Annotated in this window: 17 protein-coding genes and 1 pseudogene; 7 read left to right on the forward strand and 11 right to left on the reverse strand. The window is 61.5% G+C overall.

What is annotated here, in order from left to right:
• The gene (locus ACXJ16_RS18475; protein ID WP_463922986.1) at positions 1–423 is read right to left on the reverse strand and encodes an EthD domain-containing protein; all 423 of its coding nucleotides are present in this window, start codon (positions 421–423) and stop codon (positions 1–3) included.
• A gap of 93 nt (positions 424–516) precedes the next feature.
• Here ACXJ16_RS18475 and ACXJ16_RS18480 point away from each other — a divergent pair, with 93 nt between their 5' ends.
• Complete coding sequence (locus ACXJ16_RS18480; protein WP_454798013.1) at positions 517–1,386, forward strand: LysR family transcriptional regulator; 870 nt, start codon at positions 517–519, stop codon at positions 1,384–1,386.
• Positions 1,387–1,427: 41 nt separating this feature from the next.
• Here ACXJ16_RS18480 and ACXJ16_RS18485 read toward each other — a convergent pair.
• Positions 1,428–3,109 (reverse strand): annotated as a pseudogene (locus ACXJ16_RS18485) (tannase/feruloyl esterase family alpha/beta hydrolase).
• A 344-nt stretch (positions 3,110–3,453) separates the two neighbouring features.
• Here ACXJ16_RS18485 and ACXJ16_RS18490 point away from each other — a divergent pair.
• The 3 genes from ACXJ16_RS18490 (at position 3,454) to ACXJ16_RS18500 (ending at position 6,161) form a co-directional block, all read left to right on the forward strand.
• Positions 3,454–4,599, forward strand: coding sequence for a helix-turn-helix transcriptional regulator (locus tag ACXJ16_RS18490; RefSeq protein ID WP_463922987.1), 1,146 nt, complete (start codon positions 3,454–3,456; stop codon positions 4,597–4,599).
• A gap of 124 nt (positions 4,600–4,723) precedes the next feature.
• Positions 4,724–5,464, forward strand: a complete 741-nt coding sequence (locus tag ACXJ16_RS18495; RefSeq protein ID WP_443478794.1) for an alpha/beta fold hydrolase — start codon at positions 4,724–4,726, stop codon at positions 5,462–5,464.
• Positions 5,465–5,546: 82 nt separating this feature from the next.
• Positions 5,547–6,161: a TetR/AcrR family transcriptional regulator gene (locus tag ACXJ16_RS18500; RefSeq protein ID WP_054435387.1), complete on the forward strand. Its 615-nt coding sequence runs from the start codon at positions 5,547–5,549 to the stop codon at positions 6,159–6,161.
• A gap of 91 nt (positions 6,162–6,252) precedes the next feature.
• Here the strand turns inward: ACXJ16_RS18500 and ACXJ16_RS18505 are convergent, their stop codons facing one another.
• On the reverse strand, positions 6,253–8,181 hold the full coding sequence (locus ACXJ16_RS18505; RefSeq protein ID WP_443478795.1) for a tannase/feruloyl esterase family alpha/beta hydrolase: 1,929 nt from the start codon (positions 8,179–8,181) through the stop codon (positions 6,253–6,255).
• A gap of 388 nt (positions 8,182–8,569) precedes the next feature.
• On the opposite strand from ACXJ16_RS18505, the gene ACXJ16_RS18510 reads away from it, so the two are divergent.
• The gene (locus ACXJ16_RS18510; protein WP_443478796.1) at positions 8,570–11,389 is read left to right on the forward strand and encodes a TonB-dependent receptor domain-containing protein; all 2,820 of its coding nucleotides are present in this window, start codon (positions 8,570–8,572) and stop codon (positions 11,387–11,389) included.
• Positions 11,390–11,490: 101 nt separating this feature from the next.
• On the opposite strand, the gene ACXJ16_RS18515 is transcribed toward ACXJ16_RS18510, so the two are convergent.
• From ACXJ16_RS18515 to ACXJ16_RS18535, 5 genes are all read right to left on the reverse strand, one after another.
• A complete protein-coding gene (locus ACXJ16_RS18515; protein WP_463922988.1) occupies positions 11,491–12,282 on the reverse strand; it encodes a transporter in 792 nt (263 codons plus the stop codon).
• A 260-nt stretch (positions 12,283–12,542) separates the two neighbouring features.
• A complete protein-coding gene (locus tag ACXJ16_RS18520) occupies positions 12,543–14,594 on the reverse strand; it encodes a TonB-dependent siderophore receptor (protein WP_443478798.1) in 2,052 nt (683 codons plus the stop codon).
• A 206-nt stretch (positions 14,595–14,800) separates the two neighbouring features.
• Positions 14,801–15,157: a YybH family protein gene (locus ACXJ16_RS18525; RefSeq protein ID WP_292635939.1), complete on the reverse strand. Its 357-nt coding sequence runs from the start codon at positions 15,155–15,157 to the stop codon at positions 14,801–14,803.
• Positions 15,158–16,756 carry a GMC family oxidoreductase gene (locus tag ACXJ16_RS18530; protein WP_463922989.1) on the reverse strand — a complete coding sequence of 533 codons (1,599 nt, stop codon included), beginning with the start codon at positions 16,754–16,756 and terminating at the stop codon, positions 15,158–15,160.
• Positions 16,756–17,892: a serine hydrolase domain-containing protein gene (locus ACXJ16_RS18535; RefSeq protein WP_463922990.1), complete on the reverse strand. Its 1,137-nt coding sequence runs from the start codon at positions 17,890–17,892 to the stop codon at positions 16,756–16,758. The genes ACXJ16_RS18530 and ACXJ16_RS18535 overlap by 1 nt, the downstream gene beginning before the upstream one ends.
• A gap of 227 nt (positions 17,893–18,119) precedes the next feature.
• Between ACXJ16_RS18535 and ACXJ16_RS18540 the strand changes: the two genes are divergently transcribed.
• On the forward strand, positions 18,120–18,827 hold the full coding sequence (locus ACXJ16_RS18540) for a FadR/GntR family transcriptional regulator (protein WP_443478801.1): 708 nt from the start codon (positions 18,120–18,122) through the stop codon (positions 18,825–18,827).
• Between the two features lie 102 nt (positions 18,828–18,929).
• Complete coding sequence (locus ACXJ16_RS18545) at positions 18,930–20,618, forward strand: sensor domain-containing diguanylate cyclase (RefSeq protein ID WP_324699457.1); 1,689 nt, start codon at positions 18,930–18,932, stop codon at positions 20,616–20,618.
• 2 nt (positions 20,619–20,620) lie between these two features.
• Here the strand turns inward: ACXJ16_RS18545 and ACXJ16_RS18550 are convergent, their stop codons facing one another.
• The 3 genes from ACXJ16_RS18550 to ACXJ16_RS18560 form a co-directional block, all read right to left on the reverse strand.
• Entirely contained in the window at positions 20,621–21,103 is a 483-nt protein-coding gene (locus ACXJ16_RS18550) for a MarR family winged helix-turn-helix transcriptional regulator (protein ID WP_443478802.1), read from the reverse strand.
• An 11-nt stretch (positions 21,104–21,114) separates the two neighbouring features.
• On the reverse strand, positions 21,115–22,317 hold the full coding sequence (locus ACXJ16_RS18555; protein ID WP_324699459.1) for a serine hydrolase domain-containing protein: 1,203 nt from the start codon (positions 22,315–22,317) through the stop codon (positions 21,115–21,117).
• Between the two features lie 85 nt (positions 22,318–22,402).
• The gene (locus tag ACXJ16_RS18560; protein ID WP_324699460.1) at positions 22,403–23,413 is read right to left on the reverse strand and encodes a sensor domain-containing diguanylate cyclase; all 1,011 of its coding nucleotides are present in this window, start codon (positions 23,411–23,413) and stop codon (positions 22,403–22,405) included.
• Positions 23,414–23,437: the final 24 nt, after the last annotated feature.

Raw genomic sequence — 23,437 nt, forward strand, 5'->3', positions numbered from 1 at the left:
TTACTCCGTTTCATCGCCGTGGCGAAGAACGACATGTGTCGGTTCGCCATGAGGGCCCATCGGGGAGTCGTAATCGATCACCGAACAGACCGGGTTGGCATGGCTGGCGAACAGGCGCCGCTCATCCTCCATCGTCATCGGCAGGCGCGCGGGATCGGAAATGATGCGCTGGGAGGCTTCGAAATCCTCCCGGCTGTTCCACCAGATCTCCATCAGGCAATCGTAGCCGGAATCGTGGATTTCACCGGTTATGGGATTCCTTTCGGGCGTCAGATACCGGCGGACATAGCGCACCGCATTGGGCAGCGCGGGCTTCGCACCCATCTTCTTCGCAAGCTGGGAATGCTGGTTTTCATAATAGTCGAGGAAGGCGTCCATCGACATATCCGGCCGCTTCCGGAAGAAGCAGATCTGCTTGAACATCGAGCACCCTCGCTTGTCATTATGGACCAAGCATTGCGGCAAGCGGGGTATGAGGTCTAATGCTGAATTCGTGTATCTCCATGCGGATTGTTTATGGATCTCTCACTTGGCAAGTTGCAGCACCTGCTCGCCGTCGCACGCTGCGGCAGCTTCTCGCGCGCTGCGATCGAGCTGAACCTCAGCCAGCCGGCATTGAGCCGAAGCATAGCGACGATCGAGGAGCGCTACGGCTTTGCGATTTTCAATCGCGTCGGCCATGGTGTGGAGCCGACCGCAGCCGGGCTTCAGGTTCTGGAGCAGGCGCGTCCTCTGCTACAAGGGTTGCGGGTCTTCGAAAGCAATATGGGACTTCTGGCTGGTGGGCGTAGCGGGCGGCTGTCGATGGGGATGGCGCCGTTGCTGGCCAGCGAGCTGGTTCCACGCTTCTCCGGCGACTTTTTCGGCGCCAATAATGTGCAGCTTCGCGTCATGGTTCGGCCGGGGGAAGAACTGATCGAGGCGCTTGCCAACGACGAGGTCGAGCTGATCTTCTTTCCCGGTCCGCATGTTGCCGATGCCGGGGAAATCGAGCTGCAACATGTCGGCGATGCGCGCCCGGTGTGCGTGGTACGTCAGGGGCATCCCCTGCTTGCCCGCAAGCGTCTCCAACTTGCCGATCTGGCTGATTATCCATGGGCGAGTTCTGTCGAAGATCCGGTCGGGCCGCCGATCCCGAGCCGCTCGCGCATGGTCTGTGAAAACTATCACATCCTGCGGGACGCGGTTATGGCCGCAGATATGGTCTGCATCTGCTCTCAGGCGTTTATATCCGAGGAATTGCGCGATGGCCGGCTGGTAGCAGTCGCCATCGAGGGAATGCCGCTTCCGCCAACCGCGATCTTCGCGGGCCGGCTCAAGGGCAGGGTCCATTCCCCGCTCGCCGCAAGAGGGTTGGCGGCGATACGCGGATATCTGGCGGGATGACGCTGCGGCTCAACCCCGTCGATCGGCTTGCACTTCGCGCTTCATTGCACGGCGTAGCTTGATGCCGCGTCGGGATCGCCGCTCACGTATCGCACTTGCTGCGGATAGGGGGCGATGGGCGCCGAGCGCCTGACCGGGCTTTCCGGCGGAGTTTCGATGATGATGGAATCGGGAGCTTTTCCGTTTTCAACCCAGTCCACCATCAAGGCATAGAACTGGCCCGGTGCGACCAGTGGTGGGTGCGCATCGGGGTTGGAGGTGCCGTTCGGTGACATGTGGCCGACACCGGGCAAGAGGTAGAGACGGAAGAAGTCGTGCACGTTCTGCGCGCCGTCCATCTTTTCGAGCACCCGGTCGTAATAGCTGATCGTGCCCTGGACCGGAATCGCCTCGTCGTTCCAGCCGTGCCAGCTCAGGAACTTCCCGCCGCGTACCTTGAACGCCGAGAGATCGGGATCGTCGCTTGCGAGGCCGCCGAACGTGCTGTCGAGTTCGGTCCCGCGGTCGAAGGCGTGGGAGAGTTCCTGATAGGTCAAAGCGGTCCAGCCCCCCTCGCCGTTGCCGGACGCATTGTGAAAAGTTGGATTGGCAAGGCTTGGGGCCGCCAGTTCCAGTGCGACCTGATCGGCCACGTATCCTTCGTGCGCATTGGAACTGCCGTAGCCGATATTGGCGAAGTAGGCCTGATAGAGCGATGTGCCGCGCATCAGCCCATACCATTTGCGTGGGCCGGCAAGCGCCGTTCCCGCGCCGTTGTCGCGATGGGGATCAGGTGCCGAGCCGTCACTGGTCATGCCGTACCACATCTGGTTGATGGCACGTGCCTGGGATAGCGAAAGGGCATCAGGACTGGTATTCGTGCCCCCGTCTTCCACGCGCAGCACTGCGGGGTCCTTGGTCGGATCGTAAGTGCAGGCAAGGTTGTCCGTCACATATCCCATGTGCTGCCCGCCAACCGTGTCGCAGGCCGCGATCGCTGCATTGGAGACGAGGTCCATCTGGGCCTTGGTCAGGTAACGGCCGCTGAGTTCCCGTTCTACAACGAGGCTGCGATAGACATCGGCGGTAACCCATTGGGCCCAGTTGAGTGCCGGAAGGCTGGCAATGATGCCGTCGTAGTCGCCTGGATACTGCTGGCGAGCCGGTAGCCATGGCGTCCGCCGGTCGATACGCCTTCATAATAGGCGTGGTGCGGCGGCTTTCCGTAGTAAGCCCGCGCGATCTGCTTGGTCTTCTCCGCCATCACATGCATCGCCCGGTGCGCGTAGTCCTCCCAGAGCTGCCGGGCAGGGGACCCATCCGGATTCATGGCCCAGGCACCATTGGTGGGGACATGGCCGGAATCGGTGCTGGCGGAAACTGCGCTTTCTCCGCCCGCCGTCAGTGCGGCATAGGGCCAGCCGATTGCGTCCGGAGAGCTGTGCTGACCGCCGTCGAAGCCGCCAAGGCCGCCGATATTGTGTATCCTTCCATTCCAGGCAGCGGGCCTGGGCAGCCATACTTCGATGCCGATGCCGGGCGAAGTGGAAGGCGCGCCGACAGGGCCCGGATTGCCCGGTCCCACCACCAGCTTGATCAGGCAAAGGTCCGAGGGTGCGACGGCGGTGTGGGCCGAGGCCGGTTCCGAAATCACCAGCGGTTCGCCCTTGTGAAACTCCCGAACGAGCAGGACGTGCGTAAGGCCGTCGGCCTCGATGTCGGTCTTGAGATGTGAAGGTATCATGCAGAACGCTCCGCTGGAGGCGTAGGAAGGGATGGCGAGGGTCAGATTGCAAAGCGCAGGAGCAGCCAGGAACAGGATGGCCGGCCCGAAAGTACCGGCTTTCCGCCGGCGCTGCCGTGCAGAGGCAGCGGTCCGGCTGAAAGGGTGTGGGACACGTTCGAAGATGTCACGCAGCACGGCACAGCCTCGTGGCGCGGTGGCGCGCTCTCATGGTTCACTCTCCCGCTTGCCTCGTGGACTCTGTCTTTGCGAATGGCAGCGCTTGTCGTTTGCGCCTTCCTGAGGCAGGTATCCGAGATGAAAAACCCCCAAATGGGGGCTGTGGCCAAGCGCGGCAGGAGCGCATGCAAGTTTCAACAGCCATTGGCGAAATGACCCAGGCGCTGCTTGACGGCGCATATGAAAAGCCTCTGTGGGCTTCGTTTCTTTCGCTGCTCGCTCGTGAAAGCGGCGCGGATTTCGTCGTGCTGTTGTGTCAGCCGCCCGGCTGGAAACAGGACGATTGCCTGCAACTCGTTTCGGGCGACATGCATGTGGAAGACAGCAACGAACTCTATCGCCGCTACTTCGTCGATCGCAATCCGACGGCGAGCGAGTTGATGCAGGAAGGCAGAGCCTATTCTCTTCAGGAGCTTATCGCGCTCGACCGGGGCGAACATGAGGCGTTCTACGCCGACCTCGTGACAACACACCGTGTGACGGACCTGCGGCAGATGCGTGTGCGGGAAGCCGGCGGCGTGGATGCGCGCCTCACGATCGTCAGTCTGAGCCGCTCGTTCGATGTGCAGACCGATCGCTTGCTTTGCGCTTTGGCTCCCGTACTGAGAAGCGTCCTGCGCAACTACATCGTCCTTGAACGCGAACGCTTCACCGCTTCGCTTGCGGAGGAGGCCATTCGCAGGCTCCAGTTCGGCTGGATTGCCCTTGATGCAGGCGGTGGGATCGTCGACAGCGATCCAGTCGGTGAAATGCTGCTTCGCGAATCCGGGGTGATTGGACGAACGCCCAGGGGAAGGCTGACAATTGCCGACCGGGCTGCCGAAAGGACACTGCTTGCCACGATCCGCACAATGGCATCGCAGCTGGAGGCAAGCCCCAAAGCCGTTTCCCTCTCGAGCGATCCCTGGTTCGACATGCTACTGGTGCCCGCACCGCACAGATTGCTCGGACCGATAGGCAAGCCGGTGATCGTAGCTTACGTGCACGGTGACAGTTGGGGCACCGCCGATCGCTGCGAGCAACTGATGGACCTCTTTCGACTCACGCGGAGGGAAGCCCGGCTCGCGCTGGAAATCTGCCGAGGACGGTCCATTGTCGAGGCCGCTTGCCAGCTGGATTTGCAGGTCGAGACAGTCCGTGGCTATTCGAAACGCATTTTCGCCAAAACGGGCGCGCGCGGGCAAACAGACCTGGTCAGAATACTGATGGGGAGCGTTCTCGCCTTGACACCTGACGGACGTATCGGAGCACCACGTCCTGCCTCTCGTTGACAGGGTGCTTGCGTGATGTGATCCCTTTTCCGCTCCTGCGGTATGTAGCTGGCGCAGCCTGTGGCGTCTTTCGCGCGGCGAAGCGCATCGATAGTTTCGCGCACGAAATCGGGAGAAGCAGGACTTGGAGACTGAGCCGGCATTTGTCTTCGTTCACGGCGGCGGACAGGGAAGCTGGGTGTGGGGCGATACTATCGCGGCACTGGGACTGCAGGCCCCTGGAGTTCGTACCTTTGCAGTCGATGTCCCGGGTTGCGGGTCAAAAAGAGAGCGGCTCGATGGCGGCATCGGTCTGGACGAGGTCGCGGCCGAGCTGCTTTCCGACATCGAGGTCGCCGGCATGGGGCCGGCGATGCTCGTTGGACATTCCCAGGCCGGGCAAGTCATGTCGCTGATGCTGGAACGGCGGCCGGACCTGTTTCGGAGGGCGGTCTACGTCACATGTTCGATCCCTCTTCCCGGGCAAAGCGTGCGCGCGATGATGGGGGAGGGCATGCACGGAGCGAGGCCTGATGAAGTCGGCTGGCCGTTCGATCCCAAGACAGAAGATCTGGCGGCGCGTTACCCGCAGATGTTCTGCAACGATATGGATGACTTACAGAAAAGCGCATTTCTCGCGAAGCTTGGAGTGGATCGCTGGCCGCTTGCTACCTACGACTTTACGTGCTGGCGGTACGATCATCACGAGGCCGTTCCAGCCAGCTATGTCGTTTGCCTGAAGGATGGGATATTGCCAGTGGAATGGCAGGAGCGCTTTGCCGAACGGTTTGCTGTGGACCGCGTGATTTGCATCGATGCCGGCCATCAGGCGATGATTACGAGGCCGCAGGCCCTGGCCGAGATCTTGAGAAACGAATGCCGTTGACCGAAAACCTCCCGGTGATAACAACAGCGATCGTGTTTGATAAACCTTGCGCGTTTTACTGACTGATCGGTAAAGGTGCCTGATGGCAACCAGGATCAAAAAAGGGAACCGCGAAGACGCTGCGGTTCGTCGCGCCCAGATCATCGATGAGGCAATCCGCCAGATCGGTCAGATCGGCTCCCGTGGTTTTACGATCCAGGGCCTTGCCAGCAAATGCGGAATTTCTAACGCGGGGCTGCTCCACTACTTCGGATCCAAGGACGGCGTGCTTATCGCACTGGTCGATGAGATCGAGAGCCGGGAGGAAGTAATAGTCGCGCCTCTGCTGGCGGCGACCAAGGCGTCAAGCGGAAACGGAGAAGACGCCTATGTCGCGATGGTGCGGCTGTTGCGACGGATCATCGAGCGTTACCGGGAAATTCCGGAGCTGGGGCGTTTTCTCATCGTCCTGCAAACCGACGCCATGGACCCTGCGCACCCTGCCCACGCCTGGTTCCTCGCGCGCGCGGAGGAGACGGAGGATCTCTTCGGCCAATTGCTTGCTCCCTGGGCTGTCGATGCTCAAGAAGCAGCCAGAATGTGCTACGCCCTGATTTTTGGACTTGCCCGTCGCTGGTATGACAAGCCGGAATCTTTCGATCTGGGGCAGACGCTTGAGCGTGCGGTCCGTGCGATCGTTCCTTTCGAGAGCGATTGACGCCGAAGAGACGCAATTTTCAAGCGAACTGTCAGGGGCGCAACTGAGCCAAGCAGGCGGCGAGGTTACGGTGCCCGCCGCCAGGCAGCCGTCAGTCGATGACCCCGGCCTGACGCCCGGATTCCCCGATCCTCAGCATGCCTCTGTCGCCGGGGACACAACTCCAGTTCGCACCATCCTTTACGTCGCCTTCGCCGCTGTAACGCGCCATTTCGGGAAATTTGCAAAGTGGCATGGTGCGGCCGAGAGGCTGCTTGAAATCGACGCCGAACTGGTTCGCCTTGTAGAGCGTGGCGGGAAGGCTGTCGGGCGCTTGGCCTCTTTCCACCCATGCCTCGATGGCGCTCAGCGCGTCGAAACTGCCGGGGCCTTCTCCGATCCCGCCGCCACTGCAATGCGCGGTGCCCGGCAACATGAACATGCGGATGTTCTTGTGGAGCTTGTCATAGCCGCCGAACGTCTTCGCAAGATTCTTGTAGTAGTTGACGGACATGTATGGGGTAAGAAGGTGATCGCTCAGGTTCACCCAAAGGATCATCTTGTGATTGCTCTTGATGAGTTTTGCGGCGTTCTTCGGAATATCGCCGATACCCATGCGTAGCGCTGCATTCGCCCTGGCCACTTCCGTTGCCGGTGCGATTACCCGGAAACCGGTAACGGGCCCGGTGCCACCAGAGCCAAACGAAAGTACCGATGTGGTCTCGAACTTTGGATCATTGCGGTGAGAGAAGATGCGGATGACGGTGTCTCCGAGTAGCGCCATGCCGTTGGCGGCACCGGTTGCCGGATTGCCTGTATCGGGCCAGGGATTTGCAGTGCCCGCGTTGGCCGGCGGCAGCATGAGCGAGTTTTGCAGTTCGCTGACCGAATAGCCGGGCTGAACGACGCGCCCTTCCTTGTCCGTGGCTGCGGTCAGAACGGTGCTGACGCTTTCGATCTGCGCCTGCGTAAAGCAGCTGGGACCGGGTTTGTTATCGCTGCAGCGCGGCAGATCCTTTTCAGGCCGGAAGTCGCAGGCCACCGGGTTCTGGATGAGGCCGTCCTTGACACCGTCCACAGCATCGCACTTCGCCATGACAAGCGGGTTGATCTGGGCCACAAGCGATGCTGGCAGGCCCGCATCGGGCGAGCGTACCGTCGCCAGTGAGGCGCCGGTGGTCAGGAATGCGAGATTGGCGAGATTCGCATAAGGTGAGCCCGACACGATCCCGTCAAAAGCCTCGGGAAAGTAGGCTGCCGCAACAAGAGCATCGCGCCCGCCGCCCGAGCAGCCGCAGAAATAGGAATAGGCGATCTTTTGGGCAGTTCCGCTTGCTTTGGCATAGAAGGCGGTCGTGAATTCCTTGCCCATCATCGCCAGGACTTTTTGCGAGCGATAGAGATAGTCGTCGAGGTAATCCTGGCTGATCTCTCCAGGCCCCTTGATCGCCCACTTGCCTTGCGTGAAGCCGGCATGGCCTTCATCCGTCGCGAACGAGGCGTAGCCTTTCCTGATGCTGTCACCGGGCTTGCCCTGATTGGTGATGGTGATGGTGGGAGATGCCGCATCGCTTACCGCAAATGTCCCGCAATGCCCGCCGCAGCCAAGCTGCAGGTATTTCCGGTTCCAGCTTATCGGTAGGGTTGCGAGGAAGTTCGCCGTCTTGCCGGTGGCAGGGTTGGTGACGAAGCTGCCGGTGACCTGGCAATAGGCGGGAAGGTCGCCGCGGGCCGGTGTGAAACGCGTTCCGCCTTCAAGGAATGGGCCTGGTTGCTCTTCGGACGGCAGTTTCCCGATCGTAACCTTGATGTCCAGCTTTGCCGCAATGGCCTGGATCGCGGCAGGTTGGCACAGTTCGGCCATGCTCGGGGCGGCGACACCATCGGTGATTCCGGCATTCGCGCGCGATGACGGTGCGGCGATTGGCGGGGATGTCGGCGTAGCGGCCGCATTTACGCCGTTGCCGAGGTTTCCCGTCGCTGTCGCGGCGATCAGTAACGGCGTTCCGGTCCACAAAGCGATCCGAGATGATAGGCGCATGCTTTTTGTCCCCTGCCCAAATATCGACCTGTTATGTCTACCAACCATTCGGTAAAATTTAAAGGCTGAATCTTGCTTTGACGGTCAAGGCAACCCTTGAGGTTCGGGTCTCGAATAATCCGTCCGCACAGCTTTAGACTTACCGACTATATGGTATATATGGTTCCGACTCGATATGTCCGGGCAGGGGAGGGCTCGGTGAAACGACTCGATATCCAGCAATCAGCATCGGGAGGAAGAGTGCGAGTTGTCGATTTCTAGCGACGCCCTTCCGAAGTGTCTTATCGGTGAAATGAATTATACAACGATATGACGCGAAATATGCGCAAGAAGTTATGATTTTATTCGTCGAAATATAAATAAAATAAAGTACGGGAGAGAAATAAATATGAAGAAATCGAGCAGCCGTTTGCGGTTTGTCGTCGTTCTGAAAGGCGGGGTCGCGGCCTCTGCATTCTGCCTGGCTATCCCGGCCTTTGCCCAGGCCGATAGCCCGCCGCCTCAGGATGACAGCAAGGATCAACTGACCGATCGCCAGATCCAGGAAATCGTGGTCACGGGCACTCTTATTCGCGGCGTGGCGCCGGCGGGCACCAATGTCATCGATGTGTCGCAGGAGGCCGTTCAATCGACTGGTGTTACAACCACCGCGCAATTGCTGCAGACAATTCCGCAACTCGGACAGTTCAACTCGCTCCAGCAGCCGGCAGGCGCTTTTAACAACGTGACGACAAACCGCCCGAACCTGCGCAATCTTCCGGGCTTTCAGACTGCGGGCAGCTCTCCCACGCTTGTCCTTCTCGACGGGCACCGCATCGTCGGCATGGGAATCCAGTCTACCAGCCCCGATCCCGATATCATTCCGCCTGGCGTGATCGAGCGCGTCGAGATCGTTCCCGACGGCGGCTCCGCCATCTACGGTTCGGACGCTGTCGCGGGTGTCATCAATTTCATAACGCGCAAGAAATTCGACGGCGTCATGGTGGATTCCCACTATGGATTCGCGGACGACTACCACGCTTTCGATGCCAATATGACGGCGGGCAAGTCGTGGGACACCGGATCGATCTACATCTCATACAACTATTCGGAACACGGAGCGATCTACGGCCGGGATCGTGACTATGTTAAGATGTATACCAAGACGATTTCCGGCGTTCCCTTCCCGATCACGAGCCTGCGCTGCACTCCGGGCAACGTGCAACTGGTTCCGTCAGGCACGGTCTATGCGCTGCCCTATACTTCCGCCACGGCGACGGCGAACACCGCAAACCAGTGCGACGAAAGCGACGGTGCGCCGATCTATCCGAGCGAAAATCGCCATTCGGTCTTCGCGGGCTTTTCGCAGGACCTCAACGAAGCGCTGAAGGTCGACGTCCGGGCGTGGTTCACCCAGCGCAAGGTGTCTGCGGATCTGGGGCCTATTTACGATTCCCAATACATCGGTCCCGCCTTTATCGGCCTGACACCCAGCCCATACATGGCGGCTTACAAGGTCAATCCGGCCAATCCGTTCGAGATCCATCAGGTTTCGTATTCCTACGGCGGAGACGACACGGAGCAACAGAGGTTGTCGCTCAGTACCTGGGGCGTGACGCCGACGTTCACGGCGGAGCTCGGCAAGGGGTGGCAACTTCGTGGCATGGGCAGCTATGGCGAAAGCACGACTCAGAACATCGTCGGGCAATACAATTCCACCGCGGTTCCGCGTGCTATCGCTACCGGTCTTCTCAATCCCTATGACATCAATTCAAGCAGCCAGTTGGGGCTCGATGTCCTCAGCAATTTTGAATCGTTCGGACGCACGCGCCAGCAACTGATCAACGGCCGATTGATCCTCGATGGCGCCTTGTTCAGGTTGCCGGGCGGAGATGTGAAGTTCGCCGGCGGTGTCGAGTATAATCACGAACAATTGCGCTCCCAGAAGGGCTCCATTGTGCCCGGCACGGAAAACACCGGTTACGAAGGGCTCGTCTATAACGGTGTGACGGTCATCGCGCCTTACGCAAACCTTCCGGTCGTCACGCTTTCCCGCAGCACCAAATCGGCATTCGGTGAAATGGTGGTGCCGATTTTCGGGGTGGATAACGGGTTCGGGGGAATGCGCGAGCTGACCGTCTCCCTCTCCGGCCGATATGACGACTATTCCGATTTCGGCAATACCTTCAATCCCAAGATCGGCGTCACTTACAGACCGGTAAACTGGGTGAAGTTGCGCGGATCGTGGGGCAAATCCTTCGTGGCGCCGAGCCTTGCGGACAGGCCGGAAACCGACGTGACTTCCTATAACCAGGTCAATGGGCTCTCATTCCTGTTGCCGCCGGCCAGCCTCGTTGCCAACGGCACCTATCCTGCCCCGCAGAACAGCAACGTGGCGGTCGTGCTTGGCAGTGCGCCGGATATCAAGCCGGAAAAGGCCACCACGTGGTCGCTCGGCTTCGATATCGAGCCGCCATTCGTTCCGGGGCTCAATCTCAGCCTCACTTACTGGAATATCAAATTCAAGAACCTGATAAATCTGCCGAATTTCACTAATCAGGTTGATTTCTGGACGAACTTCGGCTCGGTCATCACGGTCAATCCAACGCAGGCCCAGATCGATTCCTACCTTGCCCAGTCGGATACGATCGTGGGTTCCGGGTGCTCGGTCGCAGGCACCGGCCCAACCGGCTGTTATGCCATCCTCGATGCTCGCAAGCGGAACTTCGCCAATGTGGAACTGGATGGTCTTGATGCCGCGCTGAGCTACCGCCTCGATGCGGGCTTTGGCTCATTCGATCTGGGGTTCAATGCCAATTACGAACTGAACCGCAAGCAGCAGCCGATCGCAGGGGCGGCCTTCAGCGACTTGCTCGCCGCCAACAACAGCCGTTTCAAGTTCAGCACCGTGCTTGGCACGACGATCAGCGGCCTGCGGGCCCAGGTCACCTGGAATCACACCGGTGGCTATGACCTCGATCCTGCTGTCAGTTCTGCAGGCGAACAGGCACGGGTCAAGTCGTTCAACGTTATCAACCTGTTCTTCAAATATGACGTCCCCGGCGAGGGGATCTTCAAGGACCTCTCGTTCACGCTGAACATCGACAATGTCGTCGATCAGGATCCGCCGCGCTACATCCAGCAGTCGATCACGCCTTCGCAGGATGGCTATATCAACGGCAACACCCTTGGCCGCTTCGTGCAGTTCGGGGTGAGCAAGCGCTTCTGAGCTGATCGCGATGCGCATTTCGGCGCCGCCTTGTGCGGTGCCGAAATGTCTTGCCGGCACCGTGAACGGGTGCCGATGGATGTAAACCGGGAAAAGCGCGGTCAGAACCGGCGCGAGAGGCCGAAATAGAGCTCCAGGTCCGGCGCGTCCCGGTCCAGCCCGGCGTTGGCGCCGGCATCGATCTGAAGGTCTTTCGTGGGCTGCCATCCTAACGAAAGCCCGGAAACATGGGCAACGCTGTGGCCCTGCGGATCATGGTCGGCAGTGACTTCATACTCGGCAGTTGCGCTGAGCGCTTCCCCGATCTTGAGTGACGCGCCGACAACTTCGTCGAAGGCGAAATGTCGGCCGTCGCCATCTTCGTCAACCGCGGCATCGAACTGCGACGTGGTGACGAGGCTCCACTTGTCGGAAAGTTCGTACGACAGCGGTACGCGCGCGCCTGCGGCCCAATCACCGTCGCCGATCGGCTGACGGCCAACGGGAAGCGATATGTAAGGCATCACGGCGATCGACAGGCCCGATCCGTCGGGGTTCAGCAGGTTTCGCCGCAGCGCGAACGTGGCGTCGCCGGAACCGCTGCGATGTTCCACATCGCCTGTCATGCGATCGCGGGTGCGTGACCAGCCGAAGGCAGTCCAGCCGACCTGAATCTCCGCATGCCGGGCCACGCCGTAACGGACAAGCAGTTCCGCCGCTTCGAAGACGTCCTGTCGCTCCTGCCGGTCCTTGTCGAGTGTCCAGTCTCCCATGCCGATTTCGACGGAAGCCCGCCCCGGTTCGAGCGTGCATGCGGGCGTGCCGATGCCGGGGCGGTCGGGGCAATAGTCCGGTTCGTCGGCTCTGGCGGCCGCAGGCATGAGCGTAGAGCCCAGCAGGGCCGCCGTCAGCATGACACCTCGCGACGGTCCCGCAAGACGATGCAAAGAGATCGGCGAACGGGACACTGTCATTCCGGTCATGCTGTGCTCCCAGGCCACCTGTCACGCGGAAAAGGCGCGCGTATTTCTTCCATTCCTGAAGCACGCGCAAATGCGCCCGAAGTCAAGCTCCGGGCGCGTTCCTGCAGGCAGGCATGGGGTAAGCGGCGACAGGATTGGCATGAGCGCCTCCGGCTGCATGGCTGCAAGCCGGAGGCCGTTCGTCGCTCCTGTCAGAACCGGAAGCCGAGCGTGCCCATGATGTTGCGCGGCGCGCCCATGAAGCAGTCGCCACGGGCCAGGCACGAGGCATAGTACCGCTTGTTGAGCAGGTTGGTGGCGTTGACCGAGAAGCGCCACTTGTCCCAGCTGATCTCGGCCAGAGCGTCAACCGTGGTGTAGTCGGGCGTCATGATCGTCCATGCACTGCCGACCGAACGACGCTTGCCGGTGTAGACCACGCCGGTGCCGAGCCGCAGTTGCGCGTCTTCGGACAGGCCGAAGCTCTTCGACGCCCAGAACGAAGCGGTCTGGCGCGGCAGGTAGTCCAGGCTCTGGGTGGCCTTGATCTTGTTGTAGCCGTAGTTGGCCAGCAGCTCGAAGTCGCCCGGCAGGGTGTAGTTGCCTTCCACTTCGATGCCCTTGGTGGTGAGCTGCCCGGACTGGGTGACGGAGTTGTTCTCGCCATAGAGAACACGGTTGCGTTCCTTGATGTGGAACGCCGTCACGGTGACGAGGGCATGGGCATTGGGTTGCCACTTCAGGCCGGTTTCGAACTGGCGCCCGGTCTGGGGGGTAAGCAGGTTGCCGGTTACAGTGTTGATGCCGCTGACCGGAAGGAAGCTTTCGGTATAGCTGAAGAACGGAGAAATTCCCGCGCCGAGTTCGCCGATGATGCCCGCGCGGAAGGTCGTGGCCTTGTCGATCCCGCCGCCGCGATTGTCGACGCGGTCATGACGTCCGCCGAGCACGATCGAGACGCGGTCGTAGAAACGGATCTGGTCCTGCACATAGACGCCGAGCTGCTTCTGGCCCGAGGTGGTCCAGTCGGCGCCGATCGCGGGAATGGTGAGGGCGTCGTAGTCGATGTCGTAGAGGTCGATGACCTCGTAGCCGCTGCCGCCGCGCTTCTTCACCCGGTTCCAGGCGTAGTCGATGCCGACGAGCAGCTTGTGCTCGATATTGGCGCCGGTGTTGAAGTTGAACTGCAGGTTGTTGTCCGTCGAGAAGACGTTCATCCGCGCGACGGTGGCATCGCTGTAGAGACCGATCGTGCGGCCTTCCGGATCGAGGTAGGGGTTCGTCGGGTTGCTGTAGCTGTTGGCGTAGTGCGTGAAATAGTCGAGGTCGCTGTCGATGTAGCGCGCCTTCAGGCTCAGCGTGATGTTCTCGTTGAAGTGGTGCGTGATGCTGCCGCCACCCTGGAGCAGACGGCCGTCATAGCGGTCCCAGCCCGGCTTGCCGACAAAAGTGTAGCGGTCGAGATGTTCGGCATTGTTGGGGTTGGGGCGGAAGGTGCCGACGATCGGCAGGAACTGCGTGGTCGAGCCGGTGTCGTCCTCCTGATAGAGACCCGTCAGCACCACGTCGGTGTCAGGCGTCGGCTGCCAGCGAAGCGAGGGTGCGACGAACACGCGGTCGTCGGGCACATGATCGACATAAGTGTCCGCGTCGCGGGCGCGGCCCACGAGGCGGAAGGCGAAAGTGTTGCTCAGGGCCAGGTTGACGTCGCCGTAGACTTCCTTGCGGTCATAGCTGCCGTAAGTCGCGTTGATCTCGCCGCGCGTCTCGAAAGTCGGCGCCTTGGTCACGAGGTTGACGAGGCCGCCGATCGAGCCCTGGCCGAACAGCACCGAGGCGGGACCACGCACGATCTCGACCTGCGAGAAGTTGTAAGGGTCGGACGTGATGCTGGCATAGAAGCTGTAGACATCGCGCATGCCGTCGCGGAACTGCAGCGCCTCGATGCCGCGAACCACGAAGCTGTCGACGCGGGTGTCGCGGCCATAGGCGTTGGCGGTTACGCCTGCGGCATACTTCACCGTGTCGCTGATGCTGATCGCGCCTTGCGAGAGGTACTGGTCGGCCGTGATGACGGTGACAGGCTGCGGCACCTGGATCGGCGGCGTATCGGTCTTCGTTCCGGCGCGCGAGCCGGTGACGAGGATCTCGCTCGCCGTGTTGTCCTGGTCCGAATCTGCTTCGGCTGCAAAGGCACCCGTCGGCATCGCGACCAGTGCGATCATCGCTACGCCGCACAGCGCGAGCTTTCCTGTTTGCTTCATTTCGATTTCACCCCTCGTCGATGTCGATGTTGGGCACGCGCTTATTCGATAATGAGAGGCGTTCGCAATATCGGTGTAAAATTTGTGAATTACGTTGCAATTAGGACACAGACGCATGGGGGCATGCAAATAACCGGATACACGCGTCGCGCGAGCCGGCATTGCGGGAGATGGGTTTTCGCGATCTACGCGATGGAAGCGCGGGATTACGTTCCCTGCGCGTAGATGCAAAGACGTTCGATCCTGTTCTCGCCATTGAGATAGAAGAAATTCGCCGTGCTGCGCAGGCTTCCGTCAGGCAGGCGTGCCTTGATTTCCACGGCTGCCGCCTGCGGGCCGATCACGCGGGAACCGGGCGTCGGGATTGGCGCGCCGCGATTGAACACGTCAGTCTGGAATGCGCGGATGGCCACCGTTCCCTCGATCAGGCTGCCGTTGGGGAGCGTGACCGTGGCATCGTCGGCGTAAAGAGCGAGCAGGCTCTCGATGTCGCGGGCGCGAATGGCTTCGAAATAGCGATCGGCCACTTCGGACGGGTTCATCGGGACGTTCCTTTCGGCCATTCAGGCAGCATGGTTGGCAAGGATGATTTCGCCGGCCCGCCAACCGATCGCCATGGTGGGGGCATTGGTGTTGCTCCCGGTGATCGACGGCATGATCGAGGCATCGACGACCCTGAGCCCCTCGGTACCGCGCACGCGCAGTTCCGGGTCGACCACGGCTTCGTCGTCCGATCCCATCCGGCAGGTTCCCACGGCGTGGAAGCCTGTGGAACCATGTTTGAACGTGGCTTCCAGCAATTCCTCGTCGCTGATCGCGCAGGGCCCGGGGATCAGTTCCTCGACGATATGTTCGGCAAGGACAGGCTGCGCTGCGAGCTTGCGAATGTAATGCAGGATCGCGACCGCATTCTCGCGGTCATAGGCAGTGGCCATGTAATTGGCATCGATCCTGAGGGGGGCGGACGGATCGCTGGAGGTGATTTCCAGTTCGCCCCGGCTTTCCGGCCGCAGCGTATAGCCGTAGATCGTGATCGCGGGATAGGGACTGACGCCTTCGCGCCCGGAGGTGAACGGTCCCAGTCCGATCTGCGCATCGGGCAGTTTCAGTGCCGGATCGGTCTTGATGAAGCCGCCTGCAACAAAGGTGGAGCGGGCGAGGGGGCCCCGTCCCAGCAGGCCGTATGTCAATATCGAACGGATTAGCCCGAGCCCCTGAAGCCCCTTGTTGCTGCCCCCGCGCCTGACCCGGTACTGCACCGGCAGGGTACGGTGATCGCTCATGTTGCGGCCGACTTGCGGGCGGTCGACCAGGACGTCGATGCCCAGATTGCGCAGCAGTCCGGCGGGGCCGATGCCGGAGCGCTGGAGAATGGCCGGCGAATTGAGGCCGCCTGCGCTCAATATGGTTTCCCGCCCGGCGGTGATGCTGAACGTGCGTCCGCGATGGCGGACATGCACGCCGGTGGCACGTCGGCCTGAGAACGCGATCGACAGGACTTCGGCATCCGTCACTACATCGAGGTTCCGGCGCCGCATCGCCGGTTTGAGGAAGGCGCGCGCGGCGCTGAAGCGCTTGCCATCCTTGCAGATCGTTCGCGGCTGCCGACCGAAGCCGCCGGCCACGTTTGCCTCGACGCTGTTGGTGTCCTCGACGACGGGATTGCCAAGGGCGGCCGCGGCCGAGATCGTTGCCCGGAACAGCGGATCGTCGCTGGGCGACAGATTGACTTGCAAGGGGCCTGATCCGCCTCGCGACGGCGCGGGGCCAAGTTCATGGCGCTCTATCTCCGCATAGCAGCGCCCGATATCCTGCCAGCCCCATCCCGGCGCGCCGTTGGCCTCCCACCCGTCATAGTCGTCGGGTGCGCCGCGGGTGTAGACCATGCCGTTGATGGAACTCGACCCTCCCAGGGTCCGTCCGCGCATCCAGAACTCGGCGGGGCGGCCTCCCCCCGGAGAAGCCATATAGCGCCAGATGTAGGGGCTTTCGGGCCCCATCAGCTTCGCCAGTCCCATCGGAACAGTGATGAGCATGTTACGGTCCGATGGGCCGCATTCGAGAAGCAGCACCGAGTTGCGGGGATCGGCCGACAGGCGATTGGCCAGCACGCACCCGGCAGAGCCGGCGCCCACGATCACATAGTCATAGGAAGGCCGCATCAAACAAGACCCAGTGCCGTGCGGATCGCATTGCCCACGGCGCTTGCGCCGTCCGCCGCGCTCATCCGGTTGTGGCAGAAAGCGACGGCAAGGCCTGTCGCCGGATCGGCCCAGCCCAGCGAACCGCCTGCGCCCGGACATGCGATCGCAGTGGCCGCGCCCAGCGCCATGGTGAGCGGCGACTGGCCGTCATACATCCAGTAGCCGCCCTGACTGAGTGGCATCGGCATGCCGAAGAAAACCGGGTCGGGAAGCGTGCCGCCCGGTCGCATCTGGCAACTCATCGCCACGCGTTCCCGCGATAGCAGCCGTTTCCCGTCAAGCTCGCCGCCATTTGCGAGGATCGACCAGAACCGTGCGAGACTGCGTGCCGTGAAGATCCCGCCGACGCCGGCGATAGTCGCCCGGCGAACGTCTTCCCGCTCGAAAATATCGGGCGCGAGCCGGACCTCGAACGGCATTGCCTTTTCGAGGACCGTACCTGCCGGCGGCGGCTGCATGTTCAGCGCATCGACAAGCCTGGCGATGCGCGGTTCGGCTGCTTCCGGGACACCGATCCACAAATCCTCGATATCGAACGGGCCGGCGATTTCCTGTGCCACGAAATCCCGGAAGCTGCGCCGCTCCGGGTCGGTGCGGCGAACGATTTCGCCGACCACCCAACCGAAGGATAAGGCCTGATAGGCGGGCTGCCCGACCGGGAAGATCGGCTCCAGCGCGGCGATTCCGGCGGTCATCGCGTCCCAGTCGCACATCATCTCGGGCGTTACCGCAGGCGGCATTTGCGGCGTGCCGGTTCGATGGGAGAGCGCATCGCGAACGGTAACGGCCTCTTTGCCGTTCGAGCCATATTCGGGCCAGTAACGCGCCACCGGACTGTCGTAATCGACAAGGCCGCGTTCCGCCTGGACATGAAGCGCCGTCGCCGCGACGGCCTTGGTCACCGAGAACACATTGAACAGAGTGCCGCCATCTACCTTGCGGCCCGTGGCCGGATCGGCAACTCCGGCCCAGGCATCCACCACCAGTTCGCCATTCAGGTAGGCCGCAACCTGCACGCCGATTTCGGTGCCCTCCTCGACCAGAGCGTCAAGGACCTGTTGGACGGCGGCATTGGCCGCCTGATGCTTCGCCATGTCTACACCTCTCACCGTGGGGCGGCGTGAGGTTCGTGCCTTCGCCGTCTCTGCGAAGTTCATAATAGGTGTGTTATAAGCGAGTCAATCGGGCATTTCCGGCGTAACGGCACCAATATCTCTTTTAAACCTGCATTATTAGAATTCCTCTTGAAGAGAATGCGGCTTGCGTGGATGGAACGCGGATGGCCCTGCACCGCGGGCCGAACCTTGGGAGCAATGTGCAAATGGCGCGAAAGCCATCGAAGGAAGGCCTGGTCTCCGGCGCGGTCGACCGGATGAAGCAGATGATCCTCGCACAGGATTCCGGTACGCAAATCGGCTCCCTTCCCGACATTGCAAAGGGGCTGGGCGTTGGCGTCGTGACGGTGCAGCAGGCCGCGCGCGTTCTCGAGCATGAGGGTTTCCTGAAGGTCAAGCGCGGGAACGGCGGTGGCTACTACGGCGCCCGCCCCGACGCTGCGTCGCTGGGGCGGGCCATGGCGGGTTTCCTCCAGGTCAACCGGTCACGCGAGCATGAGGCCATCGAAATCATGACGCTGCTCGACTGCGACCTGATTTCCGCAGCCGCGCTTGCGACTGACGAGGCGCTTCGCGAACGGCTGCGCGATCATGGCCGTCAGATCGACGCCTGCAACACGCCCGAGCAACGGGGCGCTTTTGAGCAGGAGATGCAGGACATTATATACGCGATGGTCGACCGGCCGTTGATGGAGATGCTCGCCCGTGTGACCATGGAGCACTATTCCTCGCATGTCCGCGTGCCGATCTATCCGGGAGCCGAAGGCGCCGAGCGCTGGAAGCAGGAGCGCCACAACATCATCTATGCCATTCTCCGGCGCGATGCCGGGCTTGCCCGGTTCGAGGCGCAGCGCCGGCGGGAGGATATCCTGCAGCGGCTTGCACGGGCGCCGTCGAACGCGGAAGGGCAATGAACGGCGCCGCCCTGATCCGGTCTCTTGCGGGTGATTAACGGTATTAAAAGCGTTTTCCCCTAGCCGCGGGGGATGATTTCGAGCGGTTATCGAAAATGGTCCTTGGCGGTCTTTCTGCTGCTGGCGATGCTGGCGTGCTTCGGCGCCGGTTGGAACAACGTAGCTGCCACGCATGAAACGCGAGAATTCTGCCGGGCGTCGGGTCGCATGTCGGAAGACGTCCTGGCGGTAGCTGCGGAGGCAGGGCGATGGTCTTGTGGCGACGGGAAATTCTCCATTGATGCCGAGCGCGCACTCTTGCGCTTCGAAATCCATGCCGACGAGCCGCTGCCGCGATTCTTCCTTTCAAGGCGGAGCGCGCTTGCGGCGATACATCTGCTTGCCATCGACCGGGATGGTACGGTTCGCCGCCGCTCCATTCCCGCAGACTCCCTGCGCAGTTCGGTCGCCGGCGGGTACTTCATAGCGCCCTTGCCGAACGTGACGGGCGCGACCAGGCAGGTGATCGTCGCGGTTGACCTGCCCAGCCACCGGATGACCCTCGAGAAGGGATATCTCGCGCGGGCGGACGCGACAGGGGGGCTTGCGGGCATGCGATCCCTGCTGGTCCTCGCAGGGCTGGCCGGAATGCTCATCATGCCGCTCATCTTCAATGCGGCGTTTTACCGGGCCTTGCGCGAGCCTTTCGTCCTCTGGCACTCGGCGCTGACGCTTTCGCTGCTGATAACCATCGTGGTGTCATCGGGCTTGTCGGTCATGTTGTTCGATCCCCCTGCCATGACATTGAGCCGGATGGCGACGTTGATCTTCGGGATGACGATCGGGTCGGGGGCGATGTTCACGTACTGCTTCATCGAGCCCGGATCCATGCATCCGTTCCTGCGGCGATTGCTGCCCTACTGCGCGGTATGGTCACTGTTGCTGAGCGTGTTTCATGCGGCATTCCCGTTCATTGCGCGGCCCATCCAGTCGAGCGCCTACACCGCGGCGTTCGCGCCGGTTCTTGCCGTATTCCTGTTGTCGATGATCGATGCATTGCGTCGAGGCAGTCGCGCCGCGAAGTTTCAGGCCGTTGGGTATACGCCGATGGTGGTGGTGGGTTTGATCCGTCTGGTGACCGGCGTGATCCCCTGGGCGCACAGTTCCGATGCCATGCTTCTGTTCTACATCGGCTGTATTTGCGAAGTCCTTTTCACGACGCTCGGCATGGCGGACCGTTTCGTCACGATGAAGCGGGAGCGAGACGGCGCACGCACCGAGGCGGAACTGCTTGAACGGATTTCCGAAACGGACCCGCTGACAGGATTGCTGAATCGCAGGGCGATAGAGCAGCAGTTCGACCAGCTTCGAATCGAAGGCTTCACCGCGCTGGCGATCATCGACCTTGATCACTTCAAGGCGATCAATGACCTGAACGGACATGCTGTCGGCGATGAGGTGCTAAAAGCGGTCGCCCGCGCGCTTCAGCCAACCCTGAGCGTCTGCGCGTACCGCCTTGGCGGTGAAGAGTTCGTGCTGCTCTTGCGCGGCGACGATGCCGAGATTCAGGCCGAGCTTCGGCGCAGGGCCATTCCCGCAATCGTCGCCAATGCCGTTACCGGTCTTGAACGTGCGGTCACTGCCAGCATGGGCATGGCCGTGCTCCACGGGGAGGAAGGTTTCGCATCTCTTTATGATCGGGCCGACAAGCTGCTTTACGAAGCCAAAAGCGCCGGGCGAAACAGAACCCGGTTTGCCTTAAAGTCGCCGCCGCTGGATGGCGTTTTGAGCGGCCGGGCGATGGTGGCATAGACCTAGTTGGCGAGATCGATGCGGGCGGCGACGCGAGCGGCCAGTGGGCGCCCGTCGAGCGCGTCCTCCAGGCGATCGAGCAGCGGTACGAGATGGCCCGCTTCGGCATCCAGTTCCTCGGCGCTTTCGTTCAGCGCTTTCCAGAGGGGGGCAAGCGATGCGACGAGCCGGTCACCTTGCGCTGTAAGTGAGAGGAGCCGACGCCGGGCATCGGCTTCATCGCTTCTGGCTTGGACCAGTCCCGCCGCTTCAAGCGCCCGTCTGGCCTGACTGACGGAGACATGAGTGACGCAAAGCGCATCGGCAATCTCGCCGACCGTCATCGCGCCGTTCAGGACGATCTGGTTGAGAATACCGAACCAGCGCTGTTCGAAGTGGACGTCCTGCGACGCGTAGATTTGTGCCGTTTCGCGGTCGATCCTTTCGGAAAGCCTGCGTAAGCGGGCCCCCAGCGCGGCTCCGCCGACTGCACGACTATAATCCATGCGCTTGTCCGTCATGCCAACGGCCCGGTGAGGAGGCGCTCGGCGATCGCCTTGATTGCAGTCTTGCTCGCAGGCGTAGCCGAACCATTGGTGAAGATCGCGACGCCGGTCGTCGAGGCAGGATCAAGGTAGACGGCGGTGAACACGCCGGGATCGCCGCCCCAATGGTTGATCCGCCGCTTGCCGAGTGCGCTGGATTCCATCCAGCCCAGCCCCTGTCCTGTCACCCAATCCGGCAGGCCCTGCGGTACATGCATGGTCAGCATCTCGGCCTGGTCGGTCGCCGTCAGGATCTGCGCGGGCCCGGCCGCTCCGCGATTGGCGGCTGCAGCGACAAAGGGCATGAAACCTGCAATCGAGGCGCGCAGCATCCCCACCGGAAAATCCGGGAAACCGACCGGTTCGGTCGGGACGATCCGATCATCGACGATGTCGTAGGGAGTGGCCATCAACGCCTTGGGCACGCCGGCGATGGTCCATGAGACCTGCCGCATACCAAGCGGATCGAACATCCTGGCTTGCGTGAATACGCGCAGGTCCTCGTCCGCGACACGTTCCACCAGATATCCGAGCAGCGCATAACCGACATTGCAATAGTCATAGTTCGCGCCGGGGGCCGCTGGCGAGAAACTTCCTGTAACCGAATAGTGTCTGCCGTCCGGCAGGAGATAGTCCTTGAGGAATGTCCCAAGCGGGAGGGAGGAATCCTTGCCAACCGTCCGGAAATCCACCTTGTAGTAAGTTTCGTCCGAGATACCCGACACGTGCATCAGCAGATGCCTGGCCGTGATGGCGGCATGAGGATGGGCGGGATTGAGGACTTCGAAGTCGAGATAGCGATTTACCGGCGCATCGAGTTCGATCCGGCCTGCTTCAACCAGCATCATGATCGCGGTGGCCGTCACGGTCTTGGTGACGGATGCGAGGTGGAACATCGTGTCTGTCGTCACAGGCCGGCGCTGCGCGACATTGGCAAAGCCATACCCACGCGTAAGAACGACTTTGCCTGCCCGCGCAATGCCGACCGCCATGCCAGGGAAGGCGCCGTTTCGAAGCTGTTCCTTCAGGAAGGCATCCAATCGGCCATTGTCCGCCGTTATGTCCAAGGCCGCCGCGGCGCCCAGGGCCGGTGTCGCCATGGTGGCCACGGCACCCGTCAGGAAGGCTCGTCGGTTCAAGGAAACGCCTGGTGCAGAGTGAACAATGTTCGGCATGTGGAATGTCCCGCTGATATATGTAGGCACCTACATTAATATGCGCTCAAAAGGAAGCGCTATTCTTCCAGGCGGACTGTGAACTTCAAGGATTGAAGCTGGGGGAGGCGATTTCGTGATCGTCGGAGAGATGGCTGAAGCGCATCGTGTTGCGTCCTGCGTCCTTCGCTTCGTAAAGGGCACGGTCTGCGGCGCCAAGGCAGCGGGCAGCATGATCGGCATCGACCGGCTTTCCGCGCCTGCCGTCGTTTACGGTCACGCCGATGCTGACGGTGATCCGGCCGAACGGACTTTCCGGATGGGTCATGGAAAGACGTTCCACCGCAATACGGCAGTTTTCGGCCACCCGCAGCGCGCCCGCAGCATCCGTGTCAGGCAAGACCATGACGAATTCCTCGCCCCCGAAGCGGCCCACGGCATCGCCGGCACGGCGGCCCCAGCGCGCGATCTCGCGGGCAATCGCGACCAGGCAGCGATCTCCCGCGAGATGGCCGAAGCAGTCATTGTAGTTCTTGAAGTAATCGACATCGACAAGCAGCAGGGCCATGGACGTTTCCTCGCGATTGCTGCACCGCAACTCTCTGGAAAGCGCGCTTGCCAGGCCGTTGCGGTTGAGCAGCCCGGTGAGATGGTCGGTGCGCAAGGACGACAGGAGCTGCCTGCGGGATTGCCGGAGCCGGGCCTCGATCCGGGCTTCCCGCGAGATGTCCATGGCGCCGATCAGCAGTTCCGCGACCAGCCCTTCGGCGTCGTAAGTCACGCTGAACGAGAGCAGGTAGGTGCGGCTCCGCCAGTAGATTCGGATATCGGGCAGGGGGGTGCCGTGTTCGGCGAACCTGTAGCATCGCTCAAGCATAGGGCCGAGCTGCGGAAACATCGTAGTGGCGCAGGCTCCATCGAGTTCCTCCACCGTATGGCCGGCAATCGCGGCCATCTGCCGGTTGATGAAGACGACGTGACGGGCGCGATCGAGGATGCAGAAGGCGAAAGGCACGGACTCGAAGAACCGGCCGAATACCGGAGTGACATCGGCAGAGGAGCGGTCATGGCGGCTTTCCGGAAACCCGGTATCTTCCGGGCAGGCAGCTCTCACCATGGAATCCATCCTCCTGTTCGACTT

This window comes from Novosphingobium sp. TK71, from assembly GCF_055361505.1.